Genomic DNA, 14,669 nt, shown 5'->3' with positions numbered 1-14,669 from the left:
ATGGATATGAACCAATACCTTGAGATTTTCGTTGAGGAGAGTCGGGAACACCTTCAAGCTATCAACGAACATATGTTGAAGCTTGAAAACGATCCATCAAACATAGCGATCATCAACGACATTTTCCGATCTGCACATACATTAAAGGGGATGTCTGCATCAATGGGATATGAAGACTTAGCGAGTCTTACCCATCAGATGGAGAACGTATTGGATGCGATCAGACAAGAGAAAATTACCGTCAAGGATCACACTGTGGATGCATTGTTCGAATCAGTTGATCATCTTGAAGCGATGGTTGAATCCATCATCGCAGGCGGGGATGGTAAACGGGATGTGAAAGACATCGTCCATACATTGAATTTGATCGAAAAAGGAGAGGATCCGGATTCAGATTCCGGAACTCCATCATCTCAAACTGGCTCAGAGGATACTGGGTTAGATGAGTTTCAGAAGTCGATCCTACAGCAATCCATTGATCAAGGAATGAATGCATTTACGGTCAAGGTAACGTTAGAGAGCACATGTATGCTTAAAGCTGCCCGCGTTTATATGGTTTTCGAAGTCATTGAAAAAATCTCTGAAGTCATCCACTCTTCACCGGCAGTCAGCGATTTGGAAGAAGAGAAGTTCGATCAAGACTTTACGGTGACCTTGATCACTGACTTGGACGCAGATGAAGTCCAAACGAAAATCGGTAAGGTTTCAGAAGTAGAGACAGTTTCGGTTACGCCATTCAATGCAACGAAAGAGGCGAGTGAGGCAACTCAGGAAGCGGCAGCTGCAATTGAAACGGATAAACCTGTAGAGAAGAAACAGGAAAAAGAACCGGAAAATACGAAAAACGCGAAAGCCGCAGCAAGCAACAAGACGATGCGAGTCAACATCAATCGATTGGATAGTTTGATGAACCTCTTCGAAGAACTTGTCATCGACCGGGGCAGGTTGGAAGCACTCGCGAAAGAAATAGATAACGGTAGTTTGACAGATACCGTTGAGCATATCACTCGTTTGACCAGTGACTTACAAGATTCACTCATGACGTTGAGGATGGTGCAGATCGATACTGTATTCAATCGATTCCCGCGTATGATTCGAAGTCTTTCAAAAGATTTAGGCAAGAAAATCGAGTTCAATGTAACTGGTGGAGAGACTGAACTGGATCGTACGGTCATTGATGAAATCGGTGATCCACTCGTCCATCTGTTAAGGAACTCCGTCGATCATGGAATCGAAATGCCGGAGAAGCGATCAGAAGCTGGTAAACCTGAAGTTGGTACGATATCACTCACCGCCTATCACAGTGGTAACCACATCTACATCGATATTGAGGATGATGGTGGCGGAATCAATCGTGATAAGGTCCTGAAGAAGGCGATTGAAAACAATATCGTCGATGAAGCGATGGCAGAAAAGCTGGAAGACGAAGAAGTGTTTCAGCTATTGTTCGCTTCTGGATTCAGTACTGCAGATACTGTTTCCGATATTTCAGGTCGGGGTGTCGGTCTTGATGTCGTCAAGAGTAAGATTGAATCATTGGGAGGTCACATCCATGTAACCTCCAAGCCGGGACGCGGTTCCAAGTTCGCAATCCAATTGCCGTTGACGTTGTCGATCTTACCGGTCATGTTGGTCACGATCGGACTCGAAACATATGCGATTCCTCTTTCCAACATAGTGGAGAGCATCATCATTCCAAAGGGTGATGTGATGAAAGCACACAACCAATTGGTCATTGATTTCAGAGGCAAGGTTGTCCCGCTTGTGTCTATGAAAGATGTTTTGGAAGTCGAGTCAGTGGGAGAAGAAAAGGATACTTATTCCATCGTGGTCGTCCGAAAAGGAGATCAGATGGCAGCCTTGATCGTCGACCGATTCATCAGCCAGCAAGAAGTCGTCCTTAAACCGTTAGGAGATTACCTGACCAATGTCTTCGCCATATCTGGTGCTACGATTCTTGGGGATGGTAAGGTTTCGTTAATACTTGATTGCAACGATCTAATCAAATAAGGGAGGATTCAGAATGTCCGAAGTGAAAACAGTAGAAACCGAAATGAAAGCGATCGTATTCCAGCTTAAAGATGAAGAATATGGTGTGGATGTTCATCAAGTCCGTTCCATCGAGCGTCTACAAGAGATTACTAGAGTCCCGAGAACGCCTTCTTTCGTAAAAGGTGTCATCAATTTAAGAGGAATTGTTACTCCTATCATAGATTTAAGAAGCCGTTTCGATATCGAAGAAACCGAACCGACGGATGAAACAAGAATCATCATCGTCAATGCAAATGATCTCGAAGTAGGCATGATTGTAGATTCTGCGAATGACGTCATTGATGTACCAGCAAACGCTGTGGAACAGGCTCCTAAAGTCGTAGGTGGAATTGATGCAGAATATTTGGATGGTGTGGCGAAACTCGAAAAGAGATTATTGATTTTGCTTAACCTGGATAAAGTGTTGAACCCAGAAGAGATCATCGCACTCCGACAATTCAAGGAGAAGGGTGAATGATCACACCTGAAAGATTGACAGACTTCCATAAAGACATACTGAAAGAGATCGGTAATATCGGAGCGGGGCATGCCGCTACCGCGTTATCTGAACTCGTCAACAAGTCAATCGATATGAATGTTCCATCTGTCAAGTTGGCTCCTTTTCACGAAGTGACTGAGTTGCTCGGAGGAGAAGACACCGTAGTTGCGGCCACTTTCCTCCGTGTCACAGGGGATGCGCCTGGTAACATGTACTTCATTCTGACCATTGAAGAGGCTGTATCCTATCTTAAACAACTGACAGGCGATGAGAGTATCGATGAAAACAGCTTTTATGATTGTGAAATGACACGTTCAGCTTTACAGGAAACAGGCAATATTTTAGCGGGATCCTATCTTTCTTCCTTTTCTGATTTTACCGGATTGAAGCTATCGCCCTCGGTGCCTTATTTGACGATCGACATGGCGGCGGCAGTGTTATCATTCGGTCTTGTTGAGATGTCACAAGTAAGTGATTATGCCATTATCATAGATACACAGTTGAAAGAATCAGATGGGTTGCAGACCGGCATTGATGGACACTTTCTGTTGTTGCCTGACCCTGACTCTTTCGAAAAGATCTTTCATTCTTTAGGAGTTTCGATTAATGAATAAAACCATTGAAACCATCCAGGTCAAAATATCGGATTACCAGCTTGCCAAATCACCTCAACTCCTGAAAACGACAGGTCTCGGCTCATGTATCGGAGTGGTTGTTTACGAACCCGCTGCTAAGGTGGCTGGTATGGCACATGTCATGCTCCCGAGTTCCGAGCTGACAAGAGGAACTACTTTCAACTTAGCTAAATATGCAGACACGGCTATACCTGCGATGGTGAATGAGATGGTGCAAACTTATCGAATTAATAGAAGGAATTTGCAAGCGAAGATGGCTGGTGGCGCTCAAATGTTCCAGTTTACAGGAAAAAGTGAAGCGCTGAGAGTGGGACCAAGGAATGCAGAGGCCGTCAAAGAAGTTCTGAGGACACTTGACATACAGATCGTTGCTGAAGATGTCGGCGGTCAAAACGGAAGAACGATCGAGTTCAATACAGATAACGGAGAATTGATGATTCGGACGATCCACAAAGGCATGAGAACGATTTAGTCCATTTAACGGTGGATTTAGAATGAAGGTAAGGAGGGATTGGATGCGTAAAGGGGCAACTTCTGAAGCGAGTGTACATTGGGATAACTGGTCGAAATTCCGTGACAAAGATTCATGTCAAGCCTTATTGGAAATGCATTTACCCTTGGTCCAATATCATGTTCAACGGATTGCTGTAGGATTACCACGGAATGTCAATAAGGATGAGCTTCGCAGTCATGGACTGTTAGGATTGTATGATGCCTTGAAAAAATTCGATCCTACGAGAGACTTGAAATTTGATACGTATGCTTCTTTCCGGATTAGAGGTGCCATACTCGATGGACTTCGTCGTGAAGATTGGCTGCCAAGATCGTTGAGGGAGAAAACGAAGAAAATTGAAATGACCATCGAACGGATGGAGCAGGAAAAGATGCGTTCAGTGAGCGCATCAGAAGTCGCATCAGAAATCGACCTGTCAGAAGATGAAGTACTCAGCATCATGTCCGAAAGCTTTCTGGCGAATGTCCTCTCCATTGATGAAGAGAATAAAGACAGCGATACGAATGAAAAGGTCGGTTATACGATTGAAGATAAGAAAATAGACACACCTGAAAGCATGATTTTAACAGAAGAGTTACATAAACATCTGACGGATATCATCCATGAATTGAATGAAAAAGAACAGCTCGTCGTAAGTCTCTTCTACTATGAAGAACTGACATTGACTGAGATTGGACAGGTTCTTGGATTATCAACTTCCCGGATATCACAGATCCACTCCAAGGCACTATTCAAATTACGTGGTGTACTGAACAAATACTTGAATTAAGGAAGGAAGTTCATTTGTGGGGATTGATCTTGTTTCAGGAAACGTACAACTAAAAATCAAAGACAGTGGAATGACAGCGATATTAGTGCCGGTCTCCTCATTTGAAGGTGAATTGACATCCGAGGGACTCATCCAGTATCTATCTGACAATGATGTCGTGAATGGCATACAACATGACATCATCGATGAATTGGTACAGCTGTCTGAACATTGGATGGAACCCATTGTCGTGGCAAAAGGTACGAAACCTGTCAATGGTCAACCGGGGTATATCAGCCCAGTATTGAAGGAAGAAGAGCGTACACCTGATCTGGACGAACGTTACATTGACCTGAGATCCCCTACTTACATCCAATCCGTCAAACAAGGGGATTTGATTGCTGAAATTGTCCACCACACCGAAGGTACAGATGGTGTCAATGTTCTAGGCGATACCGTCAAAGCGAAACCAGGCAAGCCGATTCGGGTTAAGAAAACGAAAAACATCCGTATTGCTGAAAAAGAAAACAAGGTCTATTCCCTGACAGATGGACAAGTCAGTTACCAAAAGAGATCCGTTCACGTTTTTCCTGTTTACGAAGTGCATGGAGATCTGGATTTGAAGACAGGGAATTTAACTTTTACCGGAAACATCCATATCCATGGTGATGTGCCTTCAGGTTATACGATCCGTGCGGATGGAGATGTCCGGATCAACGGTTCGGTGGAAGCTTCTGATATTAAAGCGGGAGGTTCTGTATTCATCCGGAATGGTATTGCCGGTCAAGGGAAAGGGAAGATTGAAGCTGGCTGTGATATCCGCACAGGTCATATCAATCAAGGGAAAGTCATCGCTGGTGGTGACTTGCATGTAGGTCTGATCAACCATAGCGATATCCAAGTGGACGGTCATATCTTCTGTCAAAATGGTAAAGGTATTGTCCATGGGGGGAATATCACTTCTGGGGGCAATATTCATTTGAATCAAGCTGGCAATGATTTGATGACGAAAACCAACTTCTACTTCGGAGTCCCTCCCCATGTCATCCAAAAGCATGAGCATCTATCCAAGAAGATTACAGAAGAAGAGGATAATCTGAAAAAACTAAGATTGCTACAGGCTAAAATCGAACAAAAAGACGAAAATCAGCGTACAACGAAGGAGCGGCTCTTACTTCTCAGGATAAAGAATACCTACTTGCAATCCGAGAGTTTTATTGAGCAACTGAAGGGGGAGCTCGATCTCGTTGCGGAGGATTTCATAGATGTCCATGATCTATCCTTATATGTAAAAGGTGTTGTTTATCCAGGCGTAGAAGTCACATTCGGAAAGTACAAACGAGTGATCAAATCGGACTATAAGGCAGTAGAAGTGAAGCTATCATCAGGCGAAGTCATCATTCAACCTATCAAAGAATAACGATTTTTTGCATGGAGGAGTGAAAAGATGAGTCTGAAATTGATAGAGCTACAAGTTGCGATACCAAGAACACAAGATGCAGGTAAGGTCCAGGAACAGCTCCAGCAACAATCACAAATCAATCAAGCTCAATCTGCTGAAGCGGAAAAGAAAGCGCAAGAGATGAAGCGAAAGAGCGTTGAAAAGCACGAAGAGACCACTCACTCCGAATGGAATGACAATGAACAATCAAGTTCCCAAAGCGGTAGAAGCCATAAAAACAACAAGGAACAAGAAGACGGTGACGCAAAACACCCTTATAAAGGTCACAACGTAGATTTTTCTGGTTAGGAGGAGAAGATGACAGGATTTTTACTCGGTATCAGTTTTCTCATACACATCATCACACTTCTCTCCATTATTATATTATGGAAGAAATTCCAGGCAACAGACGACTATGATGTGAAAAAGGCTAAGCAAGAAATGGAAGACATCCTTCTTGCCTATACGACCGAAATGAAAGAAGAGAATGATGCCTTCCTTAAAGAGTTGCAACAAGTGACGCAATCGAAGGAACCCCACCTCCAAAAGTCCGAACAATATAAAGATCTGCAAATCTCGGATGATTCTGAACGCCAAATAGAAACATCCGATTTTGTTCGAACCGAGGATGTGAGTGAACCATACACTCCACCGGTTGACGATACGAAAGAGACGTTCGGTCCATCCTTATTGTCTCAAGTACTATCTCTCAAAGACAAAGGATATACAATAGAAGAAATCGCTAAAAAAGTGGATAAAGGTAAGGGTGAGATCGAGTTGCTCATAAAATTTCACCAAGATGGGCGATAGATACTTGCTAGATTCACACAGTATGTGTTATATTTATTCTCGGTGTTTAGTGATATAGGATTTATATCAACATTACCACACACGTTCGTGGATTCAACCATCGGTGCTTATTTGAAGTTTAACTATTGAATAAGTTTTGGTTGTTCGGAAGCGGGCGGAGGAAAAAACCTTAGGAGGTGCCATTCATGGCAGTAATTTCAATGAAACAATTGTTAGAAGCTGGTGTTCACTTCGGTCACCAAACACGCCGTTGGAACCCAAAGATGGCACGTTACATCTTTACAGAGCGTAACGGCATCTACATCATCGACCTTCAAAAGACAGTCAAGAAGGTAGAAGAAGCGTATAACTATATGCGCGACATTGCAGCTGACGGAGGAAAGATCCTTTTCGTCGGTACGAAGAAACAGGCTCAAGAGTCTGTTAAAGACGAAGCGGTACGTGCTGGTCAATACTACATCAACCAACGTTGGTTAGGTGGAACGTTGACTAACTTTGACACGATCCGTAAGCGTATCAAGCGTTTGAAAGACCTTGAGAAGATGCAAGAAGATGGAACGTTCGATGTTCTTCCTAAAAAAGAAGTTATCCTTCTTAAAAAGGAAATGGATCGTCTTGAGAAATTCCTAGGCGGAATCAAAGACATGAACGGACTTCCAGATGTTCTTTTCGTAATCGATCCTCGTAAAGAGCGCATCGCAATTGCGGAAGCACGCAAGTTGAACATCCCGATCGTTGCGATCGTAGACACAAACTGTGATCCTGATGAAGTGGATGTAGTCATCCCAGGTAACGATGACGCAATCCGTGCTGTCAAACTCTTGACTTCCAAGATGGCGGACGCTGTGGTTGAAGCAAACCAAGGCGGCGCTGAAGAAGTTTCTTCTGAAGAGGAAGAAGAAGTTAAAGCGTAAATGAATGCTCATTAAGGGTGATAGAGGGGAACTGACCCTTTATCACCTTTTTTAAACAAAAGGTGATGTTTTAGGCAACAATGATTGCGGACAACCTTTTAATGATTTAGTTTGAAACCAAAGCTTATGAAGCTACATATTTTAAAGGAGGAATTTATCATGGCAGTTACTGCACAAATGGTAAAGGAACTACGTGAAAAAACTGGCGCAGGAATGATGGACTGTAAGAAAGCTCTTACAGAAAACAACGGAGATATGGACAAAGCGATCGATTGGCTTCGTGAAAAAGGGATCTCTAAAGCAGCTAAGAAAGCAGACCGTATTGCTGCAGAAGGTCTTACTCACATAGAAACAAAAGGGAACGAAGCAGTTATCGTTGAAGTCAATTCTGAAACAGACTTCGTTGCAAAGAACGATTCCTTCAAACAATTGATTGCTGAAATCGCTACACACTTATTAGAAGTGAAACCGGCATCTGTAGAAGACGCTCTTAAGCAAGAAATGACTGGACAAAGTATTCCTGTTGAAGAATACATCAACAATGCGATTGCAAAAATTGGAGAAAAGATTTCTCTTCGTCGTTTCGCTATCCTTGAAAAAGAAGACCAAGATGCGTTTGGTGCATACCTTCACATGGGAGGACGTATCGGAGTACTTTCTGTTGTCGCTGGTACAACGGATGAAGAAGTGGCGAAAGACGTTTCTATGCACGTAGCTGCTGTAAATCCTCGTTACATCAGTCGCGACCAAGTTTCTGAAGAAGAAGTTGCTCGTGAGAAAGAAGTATTGACTCAACAAGCATTGAATGAAGGAAAGCCTGAAAACATCGTCGAAAAGATGGTTGCTGGCCGAATCAACAAGTACTTCGAAGAGATCTGCTTGTTAGATCAAGGCTTCGTAAAAGATCCAGATCAAAAAGTAGGTAAATATGTTGAAAGTAAAGGCGGCACTGTAAAAGGTTTCGTACGTTACGAAGTCGGCGAAGGTATGGAAAAGCGTGAAGAGAACTTTGCTGATGAAGTAATGTCTCAAGTTAAGAAATAATTGACCTAAAGACAACTTATTTCTTAACATCAACTACAAGAAGGGGGACACAGCATGTGTTCCCTCTTTTTCAAAAAGCTTTGTTTACAAACCTATAACAGAGTTTTTCTTTTGATCGATTTATTTAAATGAGGAATCGCTGATGGAGGGAAAAAATGAGTACGCCTAAATATAACAGAGTCGTGTTAAAACTGAGCGGAGAAGCACTTTCCGGTAGTATCGGATATGGAATCGACCCAACAATCATCCAATCGATTGCTAGACAAGTAAAAGAACTCGTCGAAATGAACGTCGAAGTTGCAGTGGTTGTCGGTGGAGGTAACATATGGAGAGGGAAAGCTGGAAGTGAAATGGGAATGGACAGAGCTACAGCTGACTATATGGGTATGTTGGCTACTGTCATGAACTCACTTGCTCTTCAGGACAGCCTTGAAAATATAGAAGTTGAAACACGGGTTCAAACCTCTATTGAAATGCGACAAGTGGCTGAACCTTATATCCGTAGAAAAGCGATTCGTCACCTGGAAAAGAAACGTGTCGTCATCTTTGCTGCTGGTACTGGAAATCCATATTTCTCTACAGATACAACTGCAGCGCTACGTGCTGCTGAAATCGAAGCTGAAGTCATTTTGATGGCGAAAAACAACGTCGATGGTGTCTATACAGCTGATCCTAAAACGGATGAAACAGCGAAGAAATACAACAGTCTCTCCTATCTGGAAGTCTTGAAAGAAGGACTTGCGGTAATGGATTCTACAGCTTCATCCTTATGTATGGATAACGATATACCTCTGATTGTATTCTCAATCATGGAAGAGGGTAATATCAAACGAGTTATTGAAGGTGAAAATATCGGAACCGTTGTGAGGGGGAAATAACATGTCAAACACAATCATTCAACAAGCTGAAGAAAGAATGAAAAAAGCAATCGCATCTTACAGAAGAGAACTAGCGACATTAAGAGCAGGACGTGCGAATCCATCTTTGCTGGATCGTGTAACCGTTGATTACTATGGTGCACCTACACCATTGAATCAGATGGCGAACATTTCAGTTCCTGAAGCACGTCTATTGTTGATTCAACCGTATGACAAATCCGTCATCGGTGACATCGAAAAGGGCATCCAAAAAGCGGAACTCGGTTTATCACCAACAAATGATGGTGATGTAATCCGCATTGCAATCCCTGCACTGACAGAAGAACGCCGTAAAGAGCTTGTGAAGCTTGTGAAGAAGTATACGGAAGAAGGTAAAGTAGCAGTCAGAAATATCCGTCGGGATGCAAATGACGAATTGAAGAAGCTTGAGAAGAACGGTGATATGACGGAAGACGATCTACGTCACTACAACGATGAAGTTCAGAAGTTGACAGACCGTTATGTTGCAGAGATCGATTCCATCGCTTCTGACAAAGAAAAAGAAATCATGGAAGTATAACCTGATTCAAGTTAAAATAAGATAAAGAAAAAGACCCTCTTTTTCATAGAGGGTTTTTTGCACATAAAGACAGCATCTGTTTTTAGAAGATGGAGGAGTGATATGTTACCCAAAACATGTCTGCCTTCATCCCATATACATAATCGTCACCTTAATGAGTAAAATGATTGAAACAATGCTGGACAAACCTTACGAGTGGTTTGATTTATTCTCTCTGGGGGACATAATAATGCTGAACAAGCTTACGAATTTGACAAAAACGAATAATAAAGAATCAAAAAAGGACATTCAACTCGATTTAAGTCGCATTCCGAGGCACATCGCCATCATCATGGATGGAAATGGCCGCTGGGCGAAGAAAAGGGGCTTGCCGAGAGTTGCAGGACACCGTGAAGGAATGAAGGTTGTCAGGAAGGTCGTCAAGAGAGCAAACGAATTAGGGGTCAAAGCTTTGACCATGTATGCTTTTTCTACTGAAAACTGGAAGCGTCCGAAACCAGAAGTAGAATTCATCATGAAGCTTCCTGAGCAATTTCTATTGACTTATTTACCAGAGTTGATTGAAGAAAATGTGCAGGTTCGTATCATGGGAGAGAAGAAGGGTGTTCCTTCATATACATTGAAAGCTGTTCATGAAGCAGTAGAGAGAACAAAGCATAACGATGGTTTAATATTGAATTTCGCTCTGAACTATGGGAGCAGATATGAAATTACACAAGCTGTCAGGCAGCTTGCCTCTGAGATCGAAGAAGGAAAGATCAAGTCCGAAGAGGTGGACGAGAAGCTGATCGGTTCCTATATGATGTCGAGTGAAGTCGGGGATCCTGAATTGTTGATTCGTACGAGTGGAGAAATCCGTTTGAGCAATTTCATGTTATGGCAACTGGCCTACACGGAATTATGGTTCACGGATGTGTACTGGCCGGACTTTACAGCGTCTGATTTGGATCAAGCAATTCTTGACTATCAGAACAGAGGTAGAAGGTTTGGCGGGGTGTAACCCTAGGAGGCTTATATGAAAGTACGTATCATTACCGGAGTCCTTGCTGCTCTAGTATTCTTACCGATTGTTTTCATCGGTGGTGGATGGTTTTACAGTGTGATGGCATTGCTCGCCGCGATCGGTTTGAAAGAGTTACTACGGATGAAAGGAATCCGACTTAAGAACATACCAGGGATCATTGCACTTATTACAGTGATTGTCCTGGTCATTCCAAAAGATTTTCTAGAACTACCATATGATTTGAATACGATCAAGATCGATACGATCATTATCGGCCTGTTTGCTCTGCTTACCTGGACTGTCATAACGAAGAATCGATTTACGTTTGAAGATGCCAGTTTCGTCATCATGTCGACTTTATACGTAGGAATCGGTTTTCTCTATTTCAATGAAACTAGAGCACTCGAAAATGGGGTAAGGAGCCTGTTTTTCGTATTATTCATCGTTTGGGCAACGGATACAGGCGCTTATTTCTTTGGAAAATCACTTGGGAAACGGAAGCTTTGGCCGGTTATCAGTCCGAACAAGACGATTGAAGGTTCGTTGGGTGGTCTTGTTTGTGCCGTTGTCGTAGCCTTGATATTCCAACTCTTCTTCCCTATTTATACCACCATGATTCTAGCTGTCCTTGCAGCGTTGGTCATCGGTGTATTCGGACAGATTGGAGATCTGGTCGAGTCTGCTTTCAAAAGACATTATGAAGTGAAAGACTCGGGTACGATCCTACCTGGACATGGAGGGATTCTTGACAGATTCGATAGCATCCTGTTCGTTTTGCCGATTTTACACCTTATACAATTGATGTCCTAGCATTCAGTACATTGGGAGGAAAGTATGAAATCTATCAGCATTCTAGGTGCTACTGGTTCGATCGGAACACAGGCATTCGAAGTGGTCCGGGCACATCCAGAGCATTTTCGCATTACATCTTTTTCATTCGGAACGAACATCGAGTTAGGAGCAAAGCTCGTTGAAGAATTCAAGCCGCAACGTGTCTCCGTATCTTCAAAAGATCTAGCGGATGAATTAAAAAGGACTATCCGACATTCCTGTATCGTATACTATGGGGAAGAAGGGTTGTTGGAAGTTGCAACAGATCCAGAATCCGATCTGTTGATCAATGCCGTCATGGGAAGTGTTGGACTTGCACCAACTCTAGCTGCGATTGATGAAAAGAAGACGATCGCTCTTGCAAATAAAGAGACTTTAGTTACCGCAGGGCACATCGTGATGGATCGTGCGAAACGAAACCAGGTGGAAATACTGCCTGTAGATAGTGAACATTCAGCGATCTATCAGTGCTTGAATGGAGAAAATCAATCAGAAATGTCAAAAATGATACTGACCGCTTCGGGAGGAAGTTTCCGTGACAAATCTAGACAGGATCTAGAAGGCGTTACAGTAGAAGAAGCATTGAACCATCCGAATTGGTCGATGGGATCCAAAATTACAATCGATTCAGCAACTATGATGAATAAAGGGTTAGAAGTCATCGAAGCTCATTGGTTCTTCGGTACACCATATGAGGATATCGAAGTTGTACTCCATCGTGAAAGCATCATCCATTCTATGGTAGAATTTGTAGATGGAAGCATCATCGCTCATTTAGGAACACCAGATATGAAAGTTCCGATCCAATATGCTTTGACACACCCAGACCGACTTGAAGTGCCAAGTGGAAAAAGGTTAAACTTAGTTGATATCGGAACATTGCACTTCAAGAAGATGGATCTACAACGTTTCCCTTGTCTCGCCTATGCATTTGAAGCTGGGAAAGCAGGTGGAACGATGCCTACGGTGTTGAATGCTGCGAATGAGGCTGCAGTAGGTGCTTTCTTGAAAGGACAGATTTCATTCTTAGAAATCGAATCGTTCATTGAAAAGTCTTTGAATGATTTTGAAATCATGAGAAATCCATCGCTCGAAGATATCCATGAAGTAGATGCTAGAGTACGACAATATGTACAATCACTTATCGTGTAAAGGTGGTCACTTAAATGAACACAATCATCTCCATCATCATCATTTTCGGAGCCCTTGTCTTTTTCCATGAACTCGGTCACTTACTCCTGGCGAAAAGAGCAGGAATCTTATGTCGTGAGTTCGCGATTGGTTTCGGCCCGAAAATATTTTCATCAAAGAAGGGTGAGACGTTATATACGATCCGACTTTTACCTCTAGGTGGATTCGTTCGTATGGCTGGAGAAGACCCGGAAGGAATTGAAATCAAGCCTGGCGCTCGTGTCGGGATGTTGTTCGATTCTGAAGGCAAAGTGAAACAAATCATCGCCAATCAAGTGTCCAGATATCCGGATGCGAAAGTCGTGACAGTTGAAAAAGCAGATCTTGAACGGGACCTATTGATCAGAGGTCACGTGAATGATGAACTGACGGAGACCTATCAGGTTCATCCTGAAGCGGACTATGTCCAGGATGGTATGCCGATGCAAATCGCGCCATACAATCGCCAGTTCGGTTCAAAGTCGTTGTGGGATCGGTTCCTCGCCATTTTTGCAGGACCTTTCATGAACTTCTTGCTGGCATTCGTATTATTGACAGTTTATGCGTTGACACAAGGAATTCCTGTCGACCAAGCAAAATTAGGACAACTCGATCCTAAAGGAGCAGCATATGAAGCGGGTCTCCAGGAAGGGGATAAAGTTTTATCTGTTGATGGTCAAGCAGTGAATACATGGAGAGAGCTTGTAACCGTCATCCAGCAAAATCCGAATCAAGAACTCACGTTTACGGTCCAACGTGAAGGCGAAACGCAAAATGTCACGGTCAAACCGAATGAACGGGAAGGTCAAGACGGTAAAGCAGAAGGATTCATCGGCGTATACATGCCAACAGAAGTATCTGTGTTAGGATCACTTCAATACGGGGTCGAGAAAACAGGTGATTTGACCGTTGCGATCATACAAGCGATCGGCCAGCTTGTTACCGGACAAATCGCATTCGATAATCTTTCAGGTCCTGTCGGCATCTATAATTATACGGACCAGGTTGCAGATGAAGGCGTGTTCGTCCTGTTACAATGGGCAGCATTCCTCAGTATCAACCTTGGTATCTTCAACTTATTGCCGTTACCAGCACTTGATGGCGGACGTTTGACATTCCTAGCGCTTGAGGGAATCCGCGGTAAGCCGCTCGATCCTCAAAAAGAAGGTCTCGTCCACTTCATCGGATTTGCACTCTTGATGCTGCTGATGATTGTCGTCACCTGGAATGACATTCACAAGTTCTTCATCAATTAATTTTTTCAATTAATATGTATAAACACGTAAGCCTGACCCGATGGTCACTCATCGGATCAGGCTTTTATCTTTGTATTGTAAGGGCTGTTTTTGCAAACTATGTTGCTCTTGCACATGAAGAAAGTATAAAATACTTTCTTCAGTATAAGGGCAGCAACAATCTTTCAGAAAATATCGTTGAAAAAAGAACTTTACGTTTGCCAGATTTTGCACGAAATTCACGACACTCCTGCGGGAATAGCGAGCCAGGCGAGACCCCACAGCAAACTATTCCCATCAGAACCACGCTATGAGCGAGGAGGCTCGCGGTTCGCCCGCGGAAAGGGAGTGCATTTC

16 protein-coding genes are annotated in these 14,669 nt (G+C 43.0%); all 16 read left to right on the top strand.

Annotated features, from left to right (window positions below; all coding sequences use genetic code 11):
- The 16 genes from ACXQIQ_RS04355 (at position 1) to rseP (ending at position 14,333) form a co-directional block, all read left to right on the top strand.
- Positions 1-2,010: a chemotaxis protein CheW gene (locus ACXQIQ_RS04355; RefSeq protein WP_439299967.1), complete on the top strand. Its 2,010-nt coding sequence runs from the start codon at positions 1-3 to the stop codon at positions 2,008-2,010.
- Positions 2,011-2,023: 13 nt separating this feature from the next.
- Positions 2,024-2,509 carry a chemotaxis protein CheW gene (locus tag ACXQIQ_RS04350; protein ID WP_226550791.1) on the top strand — a complete coding sequence of 162 codons (486 nt, stop codon included), beginning with the start codon at positions 2,024-2,026 and terminating at the stop codon, positions 2,507-2,509.
- A complete protein-coding gene (locus ACXQIQ_RS04345; protein ID WP_439299968.1) occupies positions 2,506-3,144 on the top strand; it encodes a chemotaxis protein CheC in 639 nt (212 codons plus the stop codon). Before ACXQIQ_RS04350 ends, ACXQIQ_RS04345 begins: the two co-directional genes overlap by 4 nt.
- On the top strand, positions 3,137-3,637 hold the full coding sequence (locus ACXQIQ_RS04340; RefSeq protein ID WP_439299969.1) for a chemotaxis protein CheD: 501 nt from the start codon (positions 3,137-3,139) through the stop codon (positions 3,635-3,637). Before ACXQIQ_RS04345 ends, ACXQIQ_RS04340 begins: the two co-directional genes overlap by 8 nt.
- 43 nt (positions 3,638-3,680) lie before the next feature.
- On the top strand, positions 3,681-4,448 hold the full coding sequence (locus ACXQIQ_RS04335) for a FliA/WhiG family RNA polymerase sigma factor (protein WP_439299970.1): 768 nt from the start codon (positions 3,681-3,683) through the stop codon (positions 4,446-4,448).
- A gap of 16 nt (positions 4,449-4,464) precedes the next feature.
- The gene (locus ACXQIQ_RS04330) at positions 4,465-5,847 is read left to right on the top strand and encodes a DUF342 domain-containing protein (RefSeq protein ID WP_439299971.1); all 1,383 of its coding nucleotides are present in this window, start codon (positions 4,465-4,467) and stop codon (positions 5,845-5,847) included.
- A 27-nt stretch (positions 5,848-5,874) separates the two neighbouring features.
- A complete protein-coding gene (locus ACXQIQ_RS04325; RefSeq protein WP_439299972.1) occupies positions 5,875-6,177 on the top strand; it encodes a hypothetical protein in 303 nt (100 codons plus the stop codon).
- 9 nt (positions 6,178-6,186) lie between these two features.
- On the top strand, positions 6,187-6,678 hold the full coding sequence (locus tag ACXQIQ_RS04320) for a DUF6115 domain-containing protein (RefSeq protein ID WP_439299973.1): 492 nt from the start codon (positions 6,187-6,189) through the stop codon (positions 6,676-6,678).
- A gap of 185 nt (positions 6,679-6,863) precedes the next feature.
- Positions 6,864-7,592, top strand: coding sequence for a 30S ribosomal protein S2 (rpsB, locus tag ACXQIQ_RS04315; protein WP_439299974.1), 729 nt, complete (start codon positions 6,864-6,866; stop codon positions 7,590-7,592).
- Positions 7,593-7,751: 159 nt separating this feature from the next.
- Positions 7,752-8,636, top strand: a complete 885-nt coding sequence (tsf, locus tag ACXQIQ_RS04310; protein WP_439299975.1) for a translation elongation factor Ts — start codon at positions 7,752-7,754, stop codon at positions 8,634-8,636.
- Between the two features lie 155 nt (positions 8,637-8,791).
- Complete coding sequence (gene pyrH, locus ACXQIQ_RS04305; RefSeq protein WP_226550758.1) at positions 8,792-9,514, top strand: UMP kinase; 723 nt, start codon at positions 8,792-8,794, stop codon at positions 9,512-9,514.
- A gap of 1 nt (position 9,515) precedes the next feature.
- Positions 9,516-10,073 (top strand): ribosome recycling factor, encoded by a 558-nt coding sequence (gene frr / locus ACXQIQ_RS04300; protein WP_439299976.1) that lies wholly within the window; start codon positions 9,516-9,518, stop codon positions 10,071-10,073.
- A 229-nt stretch (positions 10,074-10,302) separates the two neighbouring features.
- Positions 10,303-11,073, top strand: coding sequence for an isoprenyl transferase (locus tag ACXQIQ_RS04295; RefSeq protein ID WP_439299977.1), 771 nt, complete (start codon positions 10,303-10,305; stop codon positions 11,071-11,073).
- Between the two features lie 15 nt (positions 11,074-11,088).
- The gene (locus ACXQIQ_RS04290; RefSeq protein WP_439299978.1) at positions 11,089-11,886 is read left to right on the top strand and encodes a phosphatidate cytidylyltransferase; all 798 of its coding nucleotides are present in this window, start codon (positions 11,089-11,091) and stop codon (positions 11,884-11,886) included.
- Between the two features lie 24 nt (positions 11,887-11,910).
- Positions 11,911-13,059, top strand: a complete 1,149-nt coding sequence (locus tag ACXQIQ_RS04285; protein ID WP_439299979.1) for a 1-deoxy-D-xylulose-5-phosphate reductoisomerase — start codon at positions 11,911-11,913, stop codon at positions 13,057-13,059.
- Between the two features lie 14 nt (positions 13,060-13,073).
- Positions 13,074-14,333 (top strand): RIP metalloprotease RseP, encoded by a 1,260-nt coding sequence (gene rseP, locus ACXQIQ_RS04280; protein ID WP_439299980.1) that lies wholly within the window; start codon positions 13,074-13,076, stop codon positions 14,331-14,333.
- Positions 14,334-14,669 lie beyond the last annotated feature (336 nt).

It is taken from the genome of Pseudalkalibacillus sp. Hm43 (genome assembly GCF_054170705.1).
This window is presented reverse-complemented; position numbering and strand designations above follow the sequence as displayed.